Below are 19,183 nucleotides of genomic sequence, written 5' to 3' on the forward strand. Positions count from 1 at the left end.
CGCAGCCACCCCGGTCGGCGGTGACCTGTCGACCATTCTGCGTTTCCAGGCCGGAGCCCTACGATCCCGCCATGACACGCTCCTCGGCCCGATCCGGGTCGCCGTTCGAGGCCTCCATCGGGTTCAGCCGCGCGGTCCGCGTCGGGTCGACGGTCGCGGTGAGCGGCACGGCGCCGGTGTGGCCGGACGGCACGGTCGATCCCGACCCGGCCGTCCAGGCCCGCCGCTGCTGGGAGATCTGCCTGGCCGCGCTCACCGAGCTCGGCGGGTCGGTCGCCGACGTCGTTCGCACTCGGCAGTACGTCGTCTCCGCGGGCGACGCCGATGCGATCGGCGCGGTCCACGGCGAGGTGTTCGGGGAGGTCCGTCCTGCCTCGACGATGGTGGTCGTCGCGGGGTTGCTCGATCCGCGGTGGAAGGTCGAGGTCGAGCTGGACGCGGTGCTCGAGCCCTAGCCGCGCTCGAGCGCCAGCCAGCGGGCCAGGTCGTCGATCTCGGCCTCGACGGCCGCGCGGACCTCGGCGGTGAACGGTTCGTCCTCGTGCAGTGCCGTCACCCGCAGCACTCCGGACCCGCGGTCGGCGGTGCAGTCGAGCTTGCCGACCAGGCGCTCGCCGTACAGGACCGGCAGCGCGTAGTAGCCCCAGCGGCGCTTCGCGGCAGGCTTGTACATCTCCAGCAGGTACTCGTAGTCGAACAGCTCGGCCAGCCGTTTGCGGTCCGCGACGAGCCGGTCGAACGGCGAGAGCAGCGCGGCGCGGCCCGTGAACGGGGTGCCGTCGACGTACGCCGGGTCGACTCGCCACTCCCCCTTCACGCCTTCGACCACGGCCGGCTCGCCGGCATCCCCTACGTCGTACGGCTCACCCGGCGCCTCGGCCACGCGGGGCCGCGCGATGCCGAGCGCGCGGAGACGGCGCTCGCGGAGCACCCGGTCGGCCTCCTCCACCGGCGGCACCGGATCGTCCGGGTAGACCCGCTCCGCGAGGTCCCAGAGCCGGTCCTTGCCCCAGCCGCCAGCGGTGGCGACCTCGCCGCGCTGCACCATGAATCCCAGCATCCGCTGGACGTTCTTGTTGTTGGTCCACCCGCTCGACCCCCAGGGCACCTCGCAGGTGTCGGGCAGCTCGCGGACCGGCAGCGGGCCGTCGGCACGCAGCCGTTCGAGGATGTCGAGCCGGCAGGCCTCGTTGGCCTCGACCCACCCGACCCGCTGGACCTGCCAGTCCCGCAGCTCGCCCGGGCCCGGCCACTGCGCCATCTCCGCCCGGAACAGCGCGAGGTCCTCGGCCGGCCGCAGCAGGCCGTGCAGGTCGATCACGCGCTGCTCGTCGACCGCGTCGCGCAGCTCGGCGGGGTCGTACGCCGAGCCGAGCCGGCTCCACAGCACCAGGTCGGCGCTGGGCGCGACCGCGCTGATCGGGTCGTGCTGCAGCACGGTCAGGTGGCGGAGCACCGCCATCAGGTCAGTGGGTCGCGGCGCGTCGAGCAGCTGGGCGCGCACCGAGATCCGGCGCGCGTCGGCGCTTGTGAGCTGGTGCGGTGCCGTCACGCCCCGGAGCGTAGTCAAACCGCTTGTTGCCGGCCCCCTCGCGAGGGTTGGCTGGGGGCATGAGCACCGACCCGATCCACGTCGACCGCGCCACCGACCCCGACCGCTACCTCGCCACCGACCAGCTGGTCTGGTTCGCGGAGGTCTCGGGCGCTCCGACGGAGGTGCAGCTCACCGGGCTGGCGCCCGAGCACCGGTTCGCGGTGGACCTCCCGGGCGGCGACCCGTCGACGTACGCCGGCGTGTACGGCGTCTACCCCATGACCCTCGCGATCCCCGGGCCGGACGCCGGTCGGCGGCAGGTCCCGTGCGCCGGCCTCACCTGGGTGGGCGTCCACCCGGACCAGCGGCGCAAGGGCATCCTGACCGCGATGCTGCGCCACCACTTCGAGCAGACGCGCTCCGAGGGCGTGCACGTCTCGGCGCTGCACGCGAGCGAGCCGGCCATCTACGGCCGGCACGGCTACGGCCTCGCGGCGCTCGAGCTCGAGGTCACGCTCGGCCGGGGCACGACCCTGACGGCGCCGCACCTGCCGGGCTCGGGCGTCGTCACGCGGATGGCGTCGGTCTCGGACGCCGACGTACCCGCGCGCCTGCAGGCCTGCCACCTCGCCCAGGCCGAGCTGGGGTCGGTCGTCGGCGACCTGGGCTACTACGCCCGGATCTGCACCGAGCTGCCCGAGCACCTGCGCGGCAAGGAGCCGTGGCGCGTGCTGTTCGCCCAGCGCGAGGGCGCCGACGTCGGGTTCGCGCTGTTCCGGCGCAACGAGAAGTGGGAGAAGGCAAGGCCCGCCAGCACGCTCGAGGTGTGGGCGGTCGTGGGCGACCCCGCGGCGCGTCTGGCCCTGATGCAGCGCATCGTCGACTTCGACCTCGTGTCGTCCATCAAGGTCGGCACCGTCGGCGCGGACGACCCGCTGCTCTCCTGGGTCGGCGGGCCGCGGGGCGCCTCCGACGTGGCGGTGTACGACGGCCTGTGGGTGCGACTCGTCGACCTGCCCGCCGCGTTGCCGGACCGCACGTGGAGCGCGCCGTGCGACGTGGTCGTCGAGGTGGCCGACCGCGCCGCGCCGTGGAACCAGGGCAGCTGGCGGATCGTCGCGGACTCCTCCGGCGCGGCCGTCGTCGAGCGCACCACCGCTGAGGCCGACCTGGTCCTCGACGTCGCCGTGCTGGGCGCGGCGTACCTCGGTGGCGGCAACCTCGTCGCGGCTCAGCGGTCCGGGCTCGTGGCCGAGCGGCGGCCGGGGGCGACCCGCGAGCTGTGGAACGCGCTGCGCACCGACGTCGCGCCGACGGCGGCCGTGGGGTTCTGATGGCCGGCGGGGACGGGCTGGGCAAGCACCTCGGGTCGGCCCTCGACCTGGTCCTCCGCGACCTCGAGGGCCTCCCGGCTCCGCGCGTGGAGCCGTCGGACTGGCAGACCTGGCCGGGGGCGGAGTCGGCGTTCCTCCGCGCACCCGACGGCTCGGGCATGGGAGTGTTCGTCGACCCCGCGCTCGCGCCGGCCGAGCAGCTCGTGACGCTCGCCGACCAGGTGCAGGACTGGGCGGTCGAGGAGCTGTGCGCTCAGCGCCAGCCCACGAACTGGCCGCAGTGCCCCGACCATCCCGACAACCATCCGCTGACGGCCCGCCTCACCGACGGAGTCGCCACCTGGTGCTGTCCCCGCAGGCCGATGCCTGACCGACCTACGATCGTCGGATGTTCGGTGTCGGGTTCCCGGAGCTCATCCTCCTGGTGCTGGTCGTCGCGGTGGTGGTCTGGCTGCTGAAGCGGCGCTGACGTCACGCACGGCGTGCGCTCCGCGGCGGACCGGCGCGGCGCGCGAGGACGACGTTCTCCTTGCCGAGCCGGTCCGGCGCGTCGCGAACACCAGCCAGCCGCCGGACCGCAGGCACCCGTGCCCCGCTGCGAAGGTGCCGCTCCAGTCGCCGCGGATCCAGGTCACCGGCTCGTCGAACGGCTGCGCCTGGGCCACGTCCGGGGAGGCTCCGGCGGGGTCGACCCCGACCACCAGCTCGACGTCCAGCTCGACGAGCCGTGGATCGGCGAAGGGGGGATCCGGCGGGCGCATGACGGCGAGCGCAGGGACCATCACCATCACTGCCGGCCGAGGCGTGTGGTCCGTCAGGCGATCAACGCGAGCAGTTCCTCGCACGCTTGCTGGCACCGGCGGCATGCCTCCGCGCAGATGCGGCAGTGCTCGTGCATCTCAGCGTGGCGTTCGCACTCGTCGGCACAGGAGGCGCACACCTGAGCGCACGCCGCCAGCACGGCCCGGGTGATGTTGGCGTCGTACGCCGTGTGTCGCGACAGCACGCGTGCCGTCAGGTCACACACGTCGGCGCAGTCGAGGTCGGTGCGGATGCACTTGCGCAGCTCCGCCACCATGTCCTCACTCAGGCACGCGTCGGCGCATGCCGTGCATGCTTGTGAGCACTCGCCACAGGCCGTCACCACCCGCGCGATGAGCTCACGGTCGAGGTTGATCTCGGCGGGGTAGGTCTCGGTCATGCGGCGAACCGTGTCCGCAGTGGTCGTCATGTGAATCGTCCTCTCGTCTTGGCAGATGCAGCCCGGTAACCACCTTGGCCGGGTCCACGCGTCGGGGCCGGCACGGCAGGCTCGCACTCAACGACGCGAGAGACTGCGCACGTGACGATCCGACTGATGCGGCACGCCGAGCCCGACTGGGCGCTCGTCGAAGGCGACGGCTGGCGAGGCGCCGCGAACGATCTCGCGCCGCTGACGGAGCTCGGGGAGCACCAGGCCAGGACCGCCGCACACCTGCTGCGCGCGGACCCTCCGGACCTCGTTCTCTCCTCCCCCATGACCAGGGCGCTGCAGACAGCCGCGATCATCAGCGCAGCGCTTGACGTCGAGCTCCGCGTCGACCTCGACCTGCGCGAGTGGCTGCCGGATGAGACCTACCAGTGGACGTCCGCGGGCGAGGTCCAAGAGGCGTATGCCTCCATGCTGGAGCGCGGAGGCGTGCGCGGTGGGGCCGACCTTTGGGAGCCCTTGGAGTCAGTTCGGAAGCGCGCCCACGGCGCGATACGCCGGCACGGCGAGCCGGATCGGTCGGTCCTGGTCGTCTGCCACGAGGTGCTCATCCACGCGCTGACGGGTCACCCGCGCACGGCGTATGCGGACGTACGGGAGCTCCCACCCGCCTAGCAAGGTCGCGGCACACGTGCCGTCCGATCGTCTCGAGCCGACCTACCATGTCGACGCGGACTCGCTCGGCTCGGAGAGGAAGATCGTGACCACTACCCCAGCAGGCTGGTACGACGACGGATCAGGCACCGGGACGAAGCGCTGGTGGGACGGTGAGAGGTGGGCCGACCACAACGAGCAGCCGCCGACGGCGGGCACCGCCTCGGGACCGCAGGCCGCGTCACCAGGCGCGAGCTACGTGGTGCTCCAGGTCATCTTGAAGGAGAAGCTGTGGGGCACAGGCTCGGGCAACCTCACCGAGCTGGAGGGAACCCTGAATGCGCAGGCGGCACTCGGATACCGCCTCCACACCATCACGACAGCCGCCTCCGGCAGCAAAGGGCTCGGCGGCGGTGACCGGATCCAGACGACGATGGTCTTCGAGAAGCTGACGTAGCCGAGTCGCAGCTCGAGCGCGTAATCGTCCGGGCATGTCGACGACGTCCTCGGGCTGGCGGATCGACGAGGTCGCCTCCATCGAGCGAGAGGACCTTGGCCGGTCCACATCGCGAGCTATGACGACAAGGAGGACGCCGGACCCGACCGCGACGTGGCGATTCTCCGATCGCGGGGATGCGGACCCACGACCGTCGCGGTCGACGTCGGAGCCGGCACCGCTCCCCGGTGACCGGGCTCGTGAACATCCGCCGCACCAGGTCCTGGTGCCCGCGTCACCAGCAGCGAGGAGGAGGCCGCGGGCGAGGCGAGCGCGAACGACGTGCTCCGCCGGCGGCCCGTCACACCAGCACCTCACGTACCACTTGGCAGCCGAACCCCGCACGCCGCCGGCCCCCAGCCGCCTCACGCTTCAACGCGGCGCAGCAGCGCCGGCAGCAGCCTGCAACGCGTCTACCACCGCATGCACGGTGGGCGTCCGGGTCCGCCGGGTGAGCAGGAAGACCTCCCGCCCCACTCCCCCGGACTCGAACGGCCGCACCGCGACTCCGGGCGGCTCGAAGCCGACCACGAGGTCGGGCAGCAGGGCGCCCGCGCCGGTGGTGCGCACCATCTCGAGCAGGATGAGGAAGTCGTCGGAGGTGTAGCGGACGTCCGGCTCGAAACCACCGATCTGGCGGCACGCCCGCAGGTGCATCTCGTGGTGCCCGGTGCCGGGCTGACAGACCGCCCAGGGCAGGTCGGCCAGGTCGGCGAGACGGATCCGCTGCGCGGCGGCCAGCGGGTGGCCGGCCGGCAGCACGATGCGGATCCGCTCGCGCAGGGCGACCTGGCGCTGGAACTCGGGGTGGATCGCCCGGGGCTGCGCCTCGTACTCATCTCCCACCAGCACGTCCAGCTGGCGCAGGCGGAGCTCCGGCACCGCCTGCTCGACCTCGGTCTCGGTCGCCTCGACGCGGATGGCGGGATGCCGCTCGCCGAGCACCCGGACGGTCGGCGAGACGATGCGCAGGAAGGCGGACTGGAACGCCGCGACCCGCACGACGCCCGCCAGCCGGCCCGCCGTCACGGCGGCCACCTCCGCGGTGGCCGTCTCCACCCCCTCCAGCAGCGTGTCGGCATGGCGCACGAGCACCTGGCCGGCCTCGGTGAGCCGGACGTTGCGCCCGGCACGCTCGAGCAGCGGGGCGCCCGCCTCGCGCTCCAGCGCGGCGAGCTGCTGGGAGACCGCACTCGGGGTGTAGCCCAGCGCCGCCGCAGCGGCGTGGAGCGTGCCTCGGACATGCACCTCGCGCAGGATCCGCAACCGGCGTACGTCGATCATCTGTTCAGGATATCTGAACAACATCGGCCACATACTCGCGCTGGACCTGAACGTTTTCGGCTCGGAGACTGGCGCCATGGGATCGCTCGCGTGCCTGCTCTCCGCCGTCGGGTTCGGCGTGATGGCGGTGTTCGCGAAGCTCGCGTACGACGACGGCGTCGAGCTCGACGCCCTCCTCCTGGTGCGCTTCGGGATCGCCGGGCTCCTGCTGCTCGCCGTCGCCCACGCCCGCGGCCGGCTCCGGGGCCTGGGCCGCCGCGCCGTGGTCGCGGGGCTGCTCATGGGGTCGGTCGGGTACGCCACGCAGGCCGGGCTCTACTTCGCTGCCCTCACCCGGGTCGATGCCTCCCAGGTGGCGCTGGTCTTCAGCGTCTACCCGCTGCTGGTGATGGTGATGGCGGTGCTGACCCGACGCGAGCCGGCGACCCGGAGGCGGGCGGCCGGCCTGGCCGTGGCCCTCGTGGGTGTGGCGCTCGTGCTCGGTGGCGCCTCGACGAGCAGCTTCGACGTCGCCGGGTCGGCCTGCGCGCTCGGGTCCGCAGTCGTCTACACCTGCTACATCCTGGTCGGCGATCGCGTCGCCGGCGCCGACCCCCTGGCCTTCGCCACGCTCGTCTGCTGCGGGGCGTTCGCGACGTTCGCGGTCTGGTCGGTGCTGCACGGCGCACCCGACCTGGGCTTCGCGCCGCAGGGCTGGCTCTGGCTCGGCCTGATCGCCGTCGTGAGCACCGTCGGCGCGATCCTCCTGTTCTTCGCCGGGCTGGCCAGGGTGGGGCCGTCGGTCGCCGCGCTCCTCTCGATCCTCGAGCCGGTCGTCACCGTCACCAGTGCCGCGGTGGTCTTCAGCGAGTCCCTCTCGGCACAGCAGGCGCTCGGGGGCGTGCTCGTGCTCGGGACGGTCCTGTTCGTGCAGTGGCCGGGGGCCGACGCAGGCTCACGATCGCCCGCCTCCTCCGTCGAGCCGGAGTTACGATCGATCTCATGAGGAGTCTGCCCGCACTCGCCGCGCTGGTCCTGGCGGTGGGCGTGCTCGCCCCGGGCGTCTCGGCGCAGGCCCAGACCAGGGGTACGCCGGACCCGGTGCCGCCGGCGCCTCGGGCCCAGCCCCTGCGGCCGCCACTGCCGGCGCCTCGCCACGTGGTTCCGCCGTACCTGCTCGACCAGCCCGTGCCGATCCCGCTCGTACGCCCGCGCGGCGTGCCGCCGGTGCCGATGCCCCACGCGCGGCCCCAGGCACCTGCACCGGTCCCGATGCCGCACGCCGGCGAGGGCTGGACCCCCGGTCTGCGGCTGCCGAGCCGCTGAACCACGAGCGCGCGGAGCCAGGTTCACCGGTGCGGTCCTGCGGGTACTGACCCGACGACAACGGTCGGGGGACTCGCAGAAGGAGAACATCATGGCCATCGGACTCGGCATCGTGCTGATCGTCGCCGGACTCGTCCTCGTCCTCGACGTGGTGAACATCGACACCTCCGCGGTGGACACGGGGACGCTCGGCTGGATCCTGCTGCTGGCCGGCGTGCTGGCCATCGTCGTCTCGCTGATCGTGAACCAGCAGCGGACGCGCTCGACGACGGTCGTCGAGGAGCGCCACCAGCCCCTCCCGCCGCGCTGACGGCGCGCTGACACCACGGCAGGTACGCCGGCAGCCACCGGGCGGAGGGCGACCACGACGGTCGCCCTCCGCCCGCTGTCGGTGGCGTGAGCAAGGATGGTCGGGTGGCAGCACTCGACCGGTTCAGCGAGCCGACCCGCACCTGGTTCGGTGCGGCGTTCGCGACCCCCACGCCCGCCCAGGAAGGCGCGTGGGACGCGATCGGCGCCGGCCGGCACGCCCTGGTCGTGGCGCCCACCGGCTCGGGCAAGACGCTCAGCGCGTTCCTGTGGAGTCTCGACCGGCTGCTGACGACTCCCCCGCCCGAGGACAAGCGGCACCGCTGCCGGGTTCTCTACATCTCTCCGCTCAAGGCGCTGGGCGTCGACGTCGAGCGCAACCTGCGGGCCCCGCTGACCGGCATCCGGCACACCGCCGACCGGCTCGGCACTCCGGTTCCCGAGGTCCGGGTGGGGGTGCGCTCGGGCGACACCCCGGCGGCCGACCGGCGCAAGCTCACCACCGCCCCGCCCGACATCTTGATCACGACGCCCGAGTCGCTGTTCCTGATGCTCACCAGCCAGGCACGCGAGTCGTTGCGCGGCATCGAGACCGTGATCGTCGATGAGGTCCACGCGGTCGCCGGCGGCAAGCGCGGCGCTCATCTCGCGGTCAGCCTCGAGCGCCTCGACGCCCTGCTCGAGCGCCCGGCCCAGCGCATCGGGCTCAGCGCCACCGTGCGTCCCCTCGAGGAGGTCGCCCGCTTCCTCGGCGGCACGGCGCCGGTCGACATCGTCGCGCCCCCGAGCGAGAAGCAGTGGGACCTCCGGGTCGTCGTGCCGGTCGAGGACATGACCGCCCCCGCGGACTACGACGAGGACGAGGACGACCCTCAGCGCGCGCAGTCGATCTGGCCGCACGTCGAGGAGCGGGTCGTCGACCTCGTCGAGCAGCACCGCTCCACGATCGTGTTCGCCAACTCACGACGCCTCGCCGAGCGGCTCACCGCCCGGCTCAACGAGATCGCGACCGAGCGTGCCGAGGGTGGTTTCGAGGCTCGCTCCGCTCGCACCTCAACCACCGGGAGCGCCCCCGCGCAGGTCATGGCTCAGTCCGGGCAGAGCCACGGCGCCGAGACCGTGATCGCGAAGGCCCACCACGGCTCGGTGTCCAAGGAGCAGCGTGCGCTGATCGAGGACGACCTCAAGCGCGGGCGGCTGCCCTGCGTGGTCGCGACCAGCAGCCTCGAGCTCGGCATCGACATGGGCGCGGTCGACCTGGTCATCCAGATCGAGAGCCCGCCCAGCGTGGCCAGCGCGCTCCAGCGGGTCGGCCGCGCCGGTCACCAGGTCGGCGAGGTGTCGCGGGGCGTGCTGTTCCCCAAGCACCGCGGCGACCTCGCCCAGACCGCGGTCGCGGTCGAGCGGATGCGTACGGGTGCGATCGAGTCGCTGCGGGTGCCCGCCAACCCGCTCGACGTCCTCGCCCAGCAGGTGGTGGCCGCCACGGCGCTGGACGCCTGGCCGGTCGACGAGCTCTTCGACCTCGTCCGCCGCAGCGCGCCGTTCACCCAGCTGCCGCGCAGCGCCTACGACGCCACGCTCGACCTGCTCGCCGGTCGCTACCCCTCCGACGAGTTCGCCGAGCTGCGCCCCCGGGTCGTCTGGGACCGGGTCACCGGCATGCTCACGGGCCGCCCCGGCGCGCAGCGCCTGGCCGTCACCAGCGGCGGCACGATCCCCGACCGTGGCCTGTTCGGGGTCTTCCTCGTCGGCGGCACCGGACCCGGGCGGCGGGTCGGTGAGCTCGACGAGGAGATGGTCTACGAGTCCCGGGTCGGCGACGTGTTCGCGCTCGGAGCGACCAGCTGGCGCATCGAGGACATCACCCACGACCGGGTCCTGGTGACCCCAGCACCCGGCATCCCGGGCCGGCTGCCGTTCTGGAAGGGCGACGCGCTGGGCCGGCCCGCCGAGCTGGGCGCCGCGATCGGTGCATTCACCCGCGAGCTGGCCGCCCTGCCACGTGACCAGGCCACCGCGCGCGCCGTACGCGACGGCCTCGACGAGTACGCCGCCGGCAACCTGCTGAGCTACCTCCACGAGCAGCTCGAGGCCACCAACGTGCTGCCCAGCGACCGCACGCTGCTCGTCGAGCGCTTCCGCGATGAGCTCGGCGACTGGCGCCTGGTCGTCCACTCCCCCTACGGCACGCCGGTGCACGCGCCATGGGCGCTCGCGATCAACGCCCGACTGCGGGAGCGGTACGGCGTCGACGGCCAGGCGGTGGCCTCCGACGACGGCATCGTGATCCGCATCCCCGACACCGAGGCCGAGCCGCCCAGCGGCGAGGTCATCGTGTTCGAGCCCGACGAGATCGAGGGGATCGTCACCACCGAGGTCGGCGGCTCCGCCCTGTTCGCGTCGCGGTTCCGCGAGTGCGCCGCCCGGGCGCTGCTGCTCCCCCGCCGCGACCCCGGCCGCCGCTCGCCCCTGTGGCAGCAGCGGCAGCGCTCCGCCGCGCTGCTCGAGGTGGCGGTCAAGTACCCGTCCTTCCCGATCGTGCTCGAGGCCGTGCGCGAGTGCCTCCAGGACGTCTACGACCTGCCCTCGCTGCTGGCCCTGATGCGCGGGGTCGAACGCCGCGAGGTCCAGGTCGTCGACGTGTCGACGCAGTCGCCCTCGCCGTTCGCCCGCAGCCTGCTGTTCGGCTACGTCGCCCAGTTCATGTACGAGGGCGACTCCCCCATCGCCGAGCGCCGGGCCGCGGCGCTGGCGCTCGACCAGGGGCTGCTCGCCGAGCTGCTCGGCCGCGCTGAGCTCCGCGAGCTGCTCGACCCCGAGGTGCTCGCCGAGGTCGAGGCCGAGCTCCAGCGACTCGCAACCGACCGCCGCGCCCGCGACCCCGAGGGTGTCGTCGACCTGGTCCGCATGATCGGCCCGCTGTCCACCGACGAGGTGGTGGCCCGCTCCATCGCGGGCGCCGACGTCGGCGACTGGCTCGACTCGCTGGCGCTGAGCCGCCGGCTCGTGCAGGTGCGGATGGCCGGCGAGGAGCGCTGGGCTGCCGTCGAGGACGTCGGGCGGCTGCGCGACGGGCTGGGCGTGCCGGTCCCGCCAGGCGTCGCCGACGTGTTCGCCGAGCCCGTGGCCGACCCGCTGGCCGACCTCGTCTCGCGGTACGCCCGCACCCACGGGCCGTTCACCACCGACGAGGTCGCCGCACGACTCGGGCTCGGCGCGGCCGTCGTGCGCCACACCCTGCAGCGGCTCGCCGCCCAGGGCCGGGTGCTCGACGGGGAGTTCCGGCCCTCCGGGAGCGGCACCGAGTGGTGCGACGCCGAGGTGCTGCGCCGGCTGCGGCGCCGCTCCCTGGCCCGGCTGCGCCAGGAGATCGAGCCCGTCGAGCCCGAGGCGCTCGGCCGCTTCCTGGGCGCCTGGCAGCACATCACGACCCAGGGACGCCGCGGCGTCGATGGGGTGCTGGCGACGATCGACCAGCTCGCCGGCTGCGCCGTACCCGCCTCCGCACTCGAGCCGCTCGTGCTCGGCGCCCGGGTGCGCGACTACGAGCCGTCCTACCTCGACGAGCTCACCGCGTCGGGCGAGGTGGTGTGGGCCGGCCACGCGGCGCTGCCCGGCTCCGACGGGTGGGTCTCGCTGCACCTCTCGGACCAGGCCCACCTGACGTTGCCCGAGTCGCAACCCTTTGAACACTCTGAACTACATCAATCCGTCCTCGATGCCCTCGCCCCCGGTGGTGCGTGGTTCTTCCGCCAGCTCTCCGACGCCGTCGGCTCGACCAACGACACCGCTCTCTCCGCAGCCATCTGGGACCTCGTGTGGGCGGGGCGCATCAGCAACGACACGCTCGCCCCGCTCCGGGCGCTCACCCGGTCCGGCACGCCCGCGCACCGCACCCGCCGGCCGCCGCCGCGCGCCGGGCGCCCGCTGCGCACCGGTCCGCCGGAGACCGCCGGCCGGTGGGCGCTGCTGCCGGCCGTCGACACCGACGCCACCCGGCGCGGCCACGCGACCGCCGAGCGGATGCTCGAGCGCCACGGCGTCGTGACTCGCGGCGCGGTGGTCAGCGAGCGCGTGCCCGGCGGCTTCGCGGCCGTCTACAAGGTGCTGTCCGCGTTCGAGGACTCCGGACGCTGCCGCCGGGGCTACTTCGTCGCCGGGCTGGGCGCCGCGCAGTTCGGCACGGCCGGAGCGGTCGATCGCCTGCGCACGTTCGCGGAGGTGCCGGCCGAGGCCAAGCCGACGGCCGTGGCACTCGCCGCCACCGACCCGGCCAACCCCTACGGATCAGCGCTCCCGTGGCCGGTCTCGACGGGCTCGGCCACCGAGGCTCGAGGACACCGGCCGGGGCGCAAGGCCGGGGCGATCGTCGTGCTCGTCGACGGTGTCCTCACGATGTACGTCGAGCGCGGTGGCCGCACGCTGCTCACCTGGTCCGACGAGGCTGAGCGGCTCGGGCCCGCGACCGCCGCCCTGGCCGAGGCCGCGCGGCGTGGCTCACTGGGACGGATGACCGTCGAGCGCGCCGACGGCGAGCAGCTGCTGGGGTCGGGATCCACGCCGCTGCGCGAGGCCCTTCAGGCTGCCGGGTTCGTCGCGACCCCCAAGGGGCTGCGCCTGCGGACGGGCGTCGGTGCCTGAGGGCGACGCCGTCTGGCGCACCGCCGAGCGACTCCGGCGAGCCCTGGACGGCCGACCGCTGGTGCGCACCGACCTGCGCGTGCCACAGCACGCCACCGCCGACCTGTCGGGCGGCACCATCGTCGAGACCGTCTCCCGGGGCAAGCACCTGCTCACCCGGATCTCCCACGATCGCGACTGGACCCTGCACACCCACCTCAAGATGGAGGGCTCGTGGCGGGTCTATCGCCCCGGCGAGCGCTGGAGCAAGCCGGCCCACTTGGCGCGGGCCGTGCTCGAGGTCCCGGGGCGCACCGCTGTCGGGTTCCAGCTCGGCGTGGTCGACCTGGTGCCCCGCGAACGCGAGCACGAGCTGGTCGGCCACCTCGGCCCCGACCTGCTCGGCCCCGACTGGGACGAGGAGGAGGCCGTCCGCCGGCTCACCGCCGACCCCATCCGCCCGCTCGGCGAGGCGCTGCTCGACCAGCGCAACCTCGCCGGGATCGGCACGATCTACCGCACCGAGCTGTGCTTCCTGACCGGCTACGACCCCCGCGACCCGGTCAACGTGGTGGCGGACCCACTGCGGATGGTGCGGCTGGCCCGGTCGATGCTCGACCAGAACCGCCACCAGCCACAGATCTGCACCACCGGCGACAAGCGCCGGGGCCGCAGCCTCTGGGTCTACGGCCGCTCCGGCGAGCGCTGCCTGCGGTGCGGCACCGTCATCGAGCACGACCAGCTCGGCGAGCCAGGACGCGAGCGCATCGCGTACTGGTGCCCGTCCTGCCAGCCGCGCCGGCAGGCTTGAGCGGGTCAGGCGGCAGGGACGACCGCCAGCGCGACCGCAGCCTCTTCGAGCGCCACGGCGTCGGAGACGTCGCGCAGCACGTCGGAGAGCGGCACGTCCAGCGCCGAGCACAGCGAGGCGAGCAACTCCGAGGACGCTTCCTTCTGGCCTCGCTCGATCTCGGAGATGTAGCCCAGGCTCACCCGAGCCACCGCGGAGACCTCGCGCAGGGTCATGCCCCGCTGCATCCGCAGGTCGCGGAGCACGTCGCCGAGTAGCCGACGGAACAGCACCATGCGGGGTCTCCTTGCTCGCGGGGGCTCGTGGACTGTGGGTCTGTGGCCAACAACGCTACCCGAGAGTGGTTTCTTCCCGTCGCAGGACCGCCTCCAACGCCTCGAAGGCCTCGTCGCAGGTGCGCCGCTGGATCTTGCCGCGGTCGCCGCTGAGCTCGAGCGCGACCGCCTCCACCAGCCCGGGCCCGGCGATCCCGACGAAGACGGTGCCCGGGGCCTTCCCCTCCTGCTCGGTGGGCCCCGCGACACCTGTCGTGGAGAGTCCGTACGTCGCCCCCAGGAGCGCACGCACCCCGGAGGCCATCGCCCGGGCGCACTCGGCGGAGACGACGCCGTGCTGGTCGATGATCGCCTGGTCCACGTCGAGCAGCGACGCCTTGATCTCGGTCGCGTACGTCACCACGCCGCCCAGGTAGGTCTCCGAGGCGCCGGGCACGTCGGTCAACGCGACCGCCAGTCGGCCGCCGGTCAGCGACTCCGCGGTCGCGATCGTGCTCCCCCCGGCGCGGAGGAGGAGGTGCACGCGGGTCAGCAGGTCCGTCACGGAGCAAAGGCTAGCCTCGGCCTCATGGCGCTCCCGATCGCGGACTATGCACTCATCGGCGACCGGCGGACCGGTGCCCTGGTCGGCAACAACGGCTCGATCGACTGGCTCTGCCTGCCCCGCTTCGACTCCTCGGCCTGCTTCGCCGGCCTGCTCGGCACCGACGAGCACGGGCACTGGCAGCTCTGCCCGGTCGGCGACTACGAGGTGAGCCGCCGCTACGTGGGTGCCTCCTCGGCCCTCGAGACCACGTTCACCACCGCGACCGGGGTGGTGAACCTCACCGACGTGATGCCACCCGGTGACGATCGCGCGGACGTCGTACGCCGGGTCCGCGGGGTGAGCGGCACGGTCCGGATGCGGCACGAGTGGCTGGTGCGCCTCGACTACGGCGCGATCCTGCCCTGGGTGCGGCGGGAGACCGTCGACGGGGAGGCGGTGATCACCGCGATCGGCGGGCCCGATCGGCTGGTGCTCCGGGGACCGCGGCTCCCCCGGGCCAGCGACCACCGCCACACCGACGAGTTCGAGGTGCAGGAAGGCGCCGTCCTCACGTTCTCGACGACCTGGCTGCCTTCCCACGTGCCGCTCGCCGACCTCGGGGTGCTGGACGACCGGGTCGACGCGAGCATCGCCGAGTCCGAGGACTGGGCCGGCCGCTGCCGCGCGGACATGCCGCACCCCGAGCTGGTGCGCCGATCGCTCACGACCCTGCGGCTGCTCACCGACGCCGAGACCGGCGGCATCGTCGCCGCCCCCACGACCTCACTGCCGGAGGACCCCGGCGGCGAGCGCAACTGGGACTACCGGTTCTGCTGGCTGCGCGACGCCGCGCTCACGATCGGCGCGCTGATCGAGGCGGGCTACACCGCCGAGGCGCAGCTGTGGCGCGGCTGGCTGCTGCGCGCGGTGGCCGGCGACCCGGCCGACCTGCAGATCGTGTACGCCGTCGACGGCAGCCGCCGGTTGACCGAGCTGGACCTCCCCCACCTGCCCGGCTACGCCGACTCGCGCCCGGTCCGCATCGGCAACGGCGCCTCGCTGCAGCGCCAGCTCGACGTGCTCGGCGAGGTGATGATCGCGCTCGAGCAGACCCGCCAGGCCACTGGCCACGCCGACACCAGCGCCTGGGCGGTCCAACGCGCGCTGGTCGAGAACCTCGCGAAGACCTGGCAGGAGCCCGACCACGGGCTGTGGGAGATCAGGGGCCCGCAGCAGCGGTTCACCCACTCCCAGGCGATGGTGTGGGCGGCGTTCGACCGGGCAGTCCGCGCGATGGAGGACTTCGACCTCGAGGGGCCGCTCGAGGAGTGGCGCGAGCTGCGTGACACCGTCCACGCCGAGGTGCTCGACCGGGGCTTCGACCGAGGCCGCGGGACCTTCGTGCAGCACTACGACACGACCGAGGTCGACGCCTCGCTGCTGGTGTTGCCACAGATCGGCTTCATCGCCGGCGACGACCCCCGCATGCTCGGCACGATCGCGGCCATCGAGGAGGACCTGATCCGCGACGGCCTGGTGCTGCGCTATCGCACCGAGTCGGGCGTCGACGGCCTGCCCGGTGGCGAGCACCCGTTCCTGGCCTGCTCGTTCTGGCTGGTCTCGGCGTACGCCCGGGCCGGCCGCGCCGACGACGCGGCCGCGCTGTTCGACCGGCTGTGCGGCCTGGCCAACGACGTCGGGCTCCTCCCGGAGGAGTACGACGCCGCGCACACGAGGATGATCGGCAACTTCCCGCAGGCGTTCAGTCACCTGGCCCTCGTGCGCGCGGCGTTCGACCTCCGCGCAGGTTGACCCGCCCGAGAGTTTCGGGCGGGTCAACCTAGTGTCGCGTCTCGGAAGTTGTTGACCGGTTGGCGTTCTCAGGGTGGGTGCATCGCCAGGCGCCGGCGCGCCGCCATACCCGCTCGTCTCGCAAGCGTCGGCAACGCAGCGAGGTGCGTGCCCTGGGGGCGCGAAGCGCCCAAGAGCTTCTGAGACGCGGCACTAGAACAGCTTGATCACCCGGACGTCCACGCCGCCGGTGGCCGGGGCGACGGTGTCACTGCCGGAGTAGGCCACGTCGACGTGGTGGGTGCCCGCGGTGGCGAAGGTGCCGAGGTTCAGCACCGCGTAGCCCTGGACGAGCTTGGCCTGGCGCGTCTTGCCGTCGTACGTCGCGGTCACCGTGCCCGTGGCCGGGATGCCCCCGGCGGCCTGGACCCGGACGACCAGCCCGACCGGCAGCAGCTTGGCGATCGTCGTCGACGGCACCGCCGTCGCCGTCACGGTCGCGGCGGCCTTGGGCGGCACGATCGCGGGCAGGTCGATCCCGACGACCTCCGGGTCGTGGTCGGAGGCCCGGTAGGGGTCGGCGGCGTAGAAGTCGGTCGCGTTGTAGTTGTAGCGGCTGTACTCGAACGCGATCGACTCGTCGGCGTTGATGTTCCAGATGTCGACCCCGGTCACCATCGCCGCGGCGGCCGGGCTGGCCAGCACGTGGTCCAGCGAGCCAGCGAGCCCGTCGAAGCTGTACGTCGTCTCCGTCGGGTCGGTGGTCGACTCGAGGTTGTCGTAGCCGGCGGCGTACAGGACCTGCAGCGGGTCCTCCTGGGTGTAGGAGTTGAAGTCACCGGTCAGGAACACCGCGTCGGTGTCGAGGCCCGCGGCGACGGTGTCGGCGAAGTCGCGCAGCGCCTGGGCCTGGGCGACCCGGTCGGGGTTGGCGTTGCCCTGGCCGGTGCCGTCGTCGACGCCGGAGCCCTTGGACTTGAAGTGGTTGACGATCACCGCGAACGCGTCGGAGTCCGGTGCACCGGTCGCCTTGAACCCCTGGGCGAGCGGCTCACGGGCGTCCGCGAACGGGGCGGAGCCGGTGAGCACGTGTGACGGCCCGACGAGGCTGACGGCGGCGGGCTTGTAGATGAACGCCGTACGGATCACGTCCTGCTCCTCGACCGAGGGCAGGTCCGCGGCTGCGGGCGAGGGCGCGTAGGCCCAGGTGCCGGCACCCGCGGCGGCGTTCAGCGCGTCGACCAGCGTCGACACCGCGGAGTCGCGGTCCTTGCCGAACTTCACCGAGTTCTCGATCTCCTCGAGCGACACGATGCTGGCGCCGAGGCCGTTGATCGCCGCGACGATCTTGGCCTGCTGGCGCGCCAGGTTGGCGGCGTCGGCCGCACCGCGCGGCCCCGGGGAGGCGTCCGTGCCGCAACGGTTGACCGTCACGTGGTTGCCGTCGCGGTCGTTGTAGTAGGTGCAGGTCCCCAGGCCGGCGGCCTCGTAGTCCGCGCCCGTGGTCGGGAAGTAGTTGAGCACGTTGAACGTCGCCAGCCGGATGTCGCCACCGACCGCCTCCGGGGCGGCGGTGCGGGTGTTGGAGAACGTCGCGACATCGGCACCGTCACCGGTCACCTGGTGGGTGGGCTGCAGGTTCCACATGCTGTTGCGGTACTCGAGCACCAGCGGCTGGTGGAACATGACGGCCGAGCCGACGCGCACCGGGTTGGCCTTCGAGAGCCACGGCAACGGGATCGACTTGTTGGCGGTGGAGTTGAAGTTGATGCTCGCCCCGTCGTCGAGCGTGATCGCCCGGGCGGCGTTGTCGGCCTGGATGGCCGCGACCGCGGCGGTGTCCTGCGCGTCGGCGACGTCGGTCGGCTGGACCAGCGGGTGGTCCCCGGCCGCGAGCGTGAACGAGGCGTAGTAGTTCGTGTCGTAGTTGTCGGTGACAGTGAAGGCACCCTGGGGCTGGATCAGCTCACCCTCGTGGGACTCCTTCTCCGCGGCCGTGTCGAGCTCGGTCCATGGAGCCGCCAGGGGGGCCACGGTGCCGAGCGACGTGGCCAGCACGGAGACGTCCGCGGCCGCTGCCGTGATCTCGGTGGTGCCGTTGAACTCACTGACCGGACCGGTGACGTCGACGCTGTCGCCGACCGCGACCTTCGCGGTCGCCGCGGAGCCGTAGACGAACACCGCGTCCGAGGCGCCGGGCGTCGCCGGCGAGCCGGGGGTCTCGATGTAGAAGCCGTTGTAGCCGCCGGTGGGGTACGCCGCGGTCACGACGCCCTCGGTGTGCACCGTGTCGCCGACCAGGGGCGAGGTGTCGCCGGTGCCCTGGATCTCGGCGATGGTGGCGTCGGTCGGCTCGGCCGGTGGCTCGGTCGTGCCGCCGCCGGCCTGCGGGCTCGGCGCGCCGGCCGCGAAGTCCGTCGCGTTGTTGTCGGTGTCACCGGCGGTGCGGCTGCTGGAGGTCGTGTTGCTCAGGCCGGCGGCCTTGGCGGTCTCGAACGTGTTGCTGTTGACCCCGACCAGGTCGACGATGCCGTCGCGAACGGCGGTGCCGTCGGCGGCCGGGTTGAGCGCGGTCGTCCCGGTGGCGAGCCAGACCGTGAAGGCGGACCCGCTCATCGCGATCGTCCCGGTGGCGTCCGGCGTCGGCAGGGCCGTCGTTCCGCTCGTGCCGGCCGCCTCCTGGACGAGGTAGTGGCCGCCCGCTGGGACGGACCCGCTCAGGGCCGTGACGCCCGTGGCGGCCGCGGTGCTGCCGCTGCTGCGGTACTGCACGGACATGCCGTCGACGCTGATCGGCGCCGAGGTCGGGTTGTAGAGCTCGATGAAGTCGTTGGTGTAGGTGGCGCCGGAGTTGCCGCCACCGCCGTACACCTCGCTGATGACGAGGCCGGTGCTCGCGGCCTGGGCGGTGGGAAGTGGGGACAGCGTGAGACCGGTGACCGCCGCGGCGAGGGTGGCAAGAGCCGCCAGACCTCGTCGCGACGCCCGAGACGTCGTGGACATGGGGAACCTTCCGAGGGGGGTGAGGAGCCGACCCGCCGGGGGCCTGCCT

At 73.0% G+C, this 19,183-nt stretch carries 17 protein-coding genes; 11 read left to right on the forward strand and 6 right to left on the reverse strand.

What is annotated here, in order from left to right:
- Window positions 1-71: 71 nt before the first annotated feature.
- Window positions 72-455, forward strand: coding sequence for a RidA family protein (locus AC3ANS_RS12530; protein WP_488291919.1), 384 nt, complete (start codon window positions 72-74; stop codon window positions 453-455).
- Here the strand turns inward: AC3ANS_RS12530 and AC3ANS_RS12535 are convergent.
- Window positions 452-1,552: a DNA glycosylase AlkZ-like family protein gene (locus AC3ANS_RS12535; RefSeq protein ID WP_488291920.1), complete on the reverse strand. Its 1,101-nt coding sequence runs from the start codon at window positions 1,550-1,552 to the stop codon at window positions 452-454. The genes AC3ANS_RS12530 and AC3ANS_RS12535 overlap by 4 nt on opposite strands.
- Before the next feature lie 59 nt (window positions 1,553-1,611).
- On the opposite strand from AC3ANS_RS12535, the gene AC3ANS_RS12540 reads away from it, so the two are divergent.
- Both AC3ANS_RS12540 and AC3ANS_RS12545 read left to right on the forward strand, forming a co-directional pair.
- Window positions 1,612-2,868: a GNAT family N-acetyltransferase gene (locus AC3ANS_RS12540; protein ID WP_488291921.1), complete on the forward strand. Its 1,257-nt coding sequence runs from the start codon at window positions 1,612-1,614 to the stop codon at window positions 2,866-2,868.
- Window positions 2,868-3,326 (forward strand): hypothetical protein, encoded by a 459-nt coding sequence (locus AC3ANS_RS12545; protein WP_488291922.1) that lies wholly within the window; start codon window positions 2,868-2,870, stop codon window positions 3,324-3,326. Before AC3ANS_RS12540 ends, AC3ANS_RS12545 begins: the two co-directional genes overlap by 1 nt.
- 356 nt (window positions 3,327-3,682) lie before the next feature.
- Here the strand turns inward: AC3ANS_RS12545 and AC3ANS_RS12550 are convergent, their stop codons facing one another.
- On the reverse strand, window positions 3,683-4,069 hold the full coding sequence (locus AC3ANS_RS12550) for a four-helix bundle copper-binding protein (RefSeq protein ID WP_488291923.1): 387 nt from the start codon (window positions 4,067-4,069) through the stop codon (window positions 3,683-3,685).
- Window positions 4,070-4,210: 141 nt separating this feature from the next.
- Here AC3ANS_RS12550 and AC3ANS_RS12555 point away from each other — a divergent pair, with 141 nt between their 5' ends.
- Together AC3ANS_RS12555 and AC3ANS_RS12560 are read left to right on the forward strand one after the other, a co-directional pair.
- Window positions 4,211-4,732, forward strand: coding sequence for a histidine phosphatase family protein (locus AC3ANS_RS12555; RefSeq protein ID WP_488291924.1), 522 nt, complete (start codon window positions 4,211-4,213; stop codon window positions 4,730-4,732).
- 85 nt (window positions 4,733-4,817) lie between these two features.
- Window positions 4,818-5,168 carry a DUF2510 domain-containing protein gene (locus AC3ANS_RS12560; RefSeq protein ID WP_488291925.1) on the forward strand — a complete coding sequence of 117 codons (351 nt, stop codon included), beginning with the start codon at window positions 4,818-4,820 and terminating at the stop codon, window positions 5,166-5,168.
- A gap of 411 nt (window positions 5,169-5,579) precedes the next feature.
- On the opposite strand, the gene AC3ANS_RS12565 is transcribed toward AC3ANS_RS12560, so the two are convergent.
- The gene (locus AC3ANS_RS12565; protein ID WP_488291926.1) at window positions 5,580-6,491 is read right to left on the reverse strand and encodes a LysR family transcriptional regulator; all 912 of its coding nucleotides are present in this window, start codon (window positions 6,489-6,491) and stop codon (window positions 5,580-5,582) included.
- 76 nt (window positions 6,492-6,567) lie between these two features.
- Between AC3ANS_RS12565 and AC3ANS_RS12570 the strand changes: the two genes are divergently transcribed.
- The 5 genes from AC3ANS_RS12570 to AC3ANS_RS12590 all read left to right on the forward strand — a co-directional run bounded on the left by AC3ANS_RS12570 (window position 6,568) and on the right by AC3ANS_RS12590 (window position 13,539).
- Window positions 6,568-7,476, forward strand: a complete 909-nt coding sequence (locus tag AC3ANS_RS12570) for a DMT family transporter (protein WP_488291927.1) — start codon at window positions 6,568-6,570, stop codon at window positions 7,474-7,476.
- Window positions 7,473-7,796 carry a hypothetical protein gene (locus tag AC3ANS_RS12575; protein WP_488291928.1) on the forward strand — a complete coding sequence of 108 codons (324 nt, stop codon included), beginning with the start codon at window positions 7,473-7,475 and terminating at the stop codon, window positions 7,794-7,796. Before AC3ANS_RS12570 ends, AC3ANS_RS12575 begins: the two co-directional genes overlap by 4 nt.
- A gap of 91 nt (window positions 7,797-7,887) precedes the next feature.
- Complete coding sequence (locus AC3ANS_RS12580) at window positions 7,888-8,106, forward strand: DUF6458 family protein (protein WP_488291929.1); 219 nt, start codon at window positions 7,888-7,890, stop codon at window positions 8,104-8,106.
- Between the two features lie 104 nt (window positions 8,107-8,210).
- Window positions 8,211-12,749 carry an ATP-dependent helicase gene (locus tag AC3ANS_RS12585; protein ID WP_488291930.1) on the forward strand — a complete coding sequence of 1,513 codons (4,539 nt, stop codon included), beginning with the start codon at window positions 8,211-8,213 and terminating at the stop codon, window positions 12,747-12,749.
- Window positions 12,742-13,539 (forward strand): DNA-formamidopyrimidine glycosylase family protein, encoded by a 798-nt coding sequence (locus AC3ANS_RS12590; protein WP_488291931.1) that lies wholly within the window; start codon window positions 12,742-12,744, stop codon window positions 13,537-13,539. The genes AC3ANS_RS12585 and AC3ANS_RS12590 overlap by 8 nt, the downstream gene beginning before the upstream one ends.
- A 5-nt stretch (window positions 13,540-13,544) precedes the next feature.
- Here the strand turns inward: AC3ANS_RS12590 and AC3ANS_RS12595 are convergent, their stop codons facing one another.
- Both AC3ANS_RS12595 and AC3ANS_RS12600 read right to left on the reverse strand, forming a co-directional pair.
- Window positions 13,545-13,814 (reverse strand): helix-turn-helix domain-containing protein, encoded by a 270-nt coding sequence (locus AC3ANS_RS12595; protein WP_488291932.1) that lies wholly within the window; start codon window positions 13,812-13,814, stop codon window positions 13,545-13,547.
- A 55-nt stretch (window positions 13,815-13,869) separates the two neighbouring features.
- Window positions 13,870-14,358, reverse strand: coding sequence for a CinA family protein (locus tag AC3ANS_RS12600; protein WP_488291933.1), 489 nt, complete (start codon window positions 14,356-14,358; stop codon window positions 13,870-13,872).
- A gap of 24 nt (window positions 14,359-14,382) precedes the next feature.
- Between AC3ANS_RS12600 and AC3ANS_RS12605 the strand changes: the two genes are divergently transcribed.
- Window positions 14,383-16,152 carry a glycoside hydrolase family 15 protein gene (locus AC3ANS_RS12605; RefSeq protein ID WP_488291934.1) on the forward strand — a complete coding sequence of 590 codons (1,770 nt, stop codon included), beginning with the start codon at window positions 14,383-14,385 and terminating at the stop codon, window positions 16,150-16,152.
- Window positions 16,153-16,344: 192 nt separating this feature from the next.
- Here the strand turns inward: AC3ANS_RS12605 and AC3ANS_RS12610 are convergent, their stop codons facing one another.
- Window positions 16,345-19,134, reverse strand: a complete 2,790-nt coding sequence (locus tag AC3ANS_RS12610; RefSeq protein WP_488291935.1) for an ExeM/NucH family extracellular endonuclease — start codon at window positions 19,132-19,134, stop codon at window positions 16,345-16,347.
- Window positions 19,135-19,183: the final 49 nt, after the last annotated feature.

Source organism: Nocardia sp. 149-1B (assembly GCF_057747975.1).

What these genes read in the sequence shown, in the direction of transcription:
- AC3ANS_RS12530 (WP_488291919.1), top strand. Translation starts at nt 72, where the DNA reads ATGACACGCTCCTCGGCCCGATCCGGGTCGCCGTTCGAGGCCTCCATC.
- AC3ANS_RS12540 (WP_488291921.1), top strand. Translation starts at nt 1,612, where the DNA reads ATGAGCACCGACCCGATCCACGTCGACCGCGCCACCGACCCCGACCGC.
- AC3ANS_RS12545 (WP_488291922.1), top strand. Translation starts at nt 2,868, where the DNA reads ATGGCCGGCGGGGACGGGCTGGGCAAGCACCTCGGGTCGGCCCTCGAC.
- AC3ANS_RS12550 (WP_488291923.1), bottom strand. Translation starts at nt 4,069, where the DNA reads ATGACCGAGACCTACCCCGCCGAGATCAACCTCGACCGTGAGCTCATC.
- AC3ANS_RS12565 (WP_488291926.1), bottom strand. Translation starts at nt 6,491, where the DNA reads ATGATCGACGTACGCCGGTTGCGGATCCTGCGCGAGGTGCATGTCCGA.
- AC3ANS_RS12570 (WP_488291927.1), top strand. Translation starts at nt 6,568, where the DNA reads ATGGGATCGCTCGCGTGCCTGCTCTCCGCCGTCGGGTTCGGCGTGATG.
- AC3ANS_RS12575 (WP_488291928.1), top strand. Translation starts at nt 7,473, where the DNA reads ATGAGGAGTCTGCCCGCACTCGCCGCGCTGGTCCTGGCGGTGGGCGTG.
- AC3ANS_RS12580 (WP_488291929.1), top strand. Translation starts at nt 7,888, where the DNA reads ATGGCCATCGGACTCGGCATCGTGCTGATCGTCGCCGGACTCGTCCTC.
- AC3ANS_RS12595 (WP_488291932.1), bottom strand. Translation starts at nt 13,814, where the DNA reads ATGGTGCTGTTCCGTCGGCTACTCGGCGACGTGCTCCGCGACCTGCGG.
- AC3ANS_RS12605 (WP_488291934.1), top strand. Translation starts at nt 14,383, where the DNA reads ATGGCGCTCCCGATCGCGGACTATGCACTCATCGGCGACCGGCGGACC.
- AC3ANS_RS12610 (WP_488291935.1), bottom strand. Translation starts at nt 19,134, where the DNA reads ATGTCCACGACGTCTCGGGCGTCGCGACGAGGTCTGGCGGCTCTTGCC.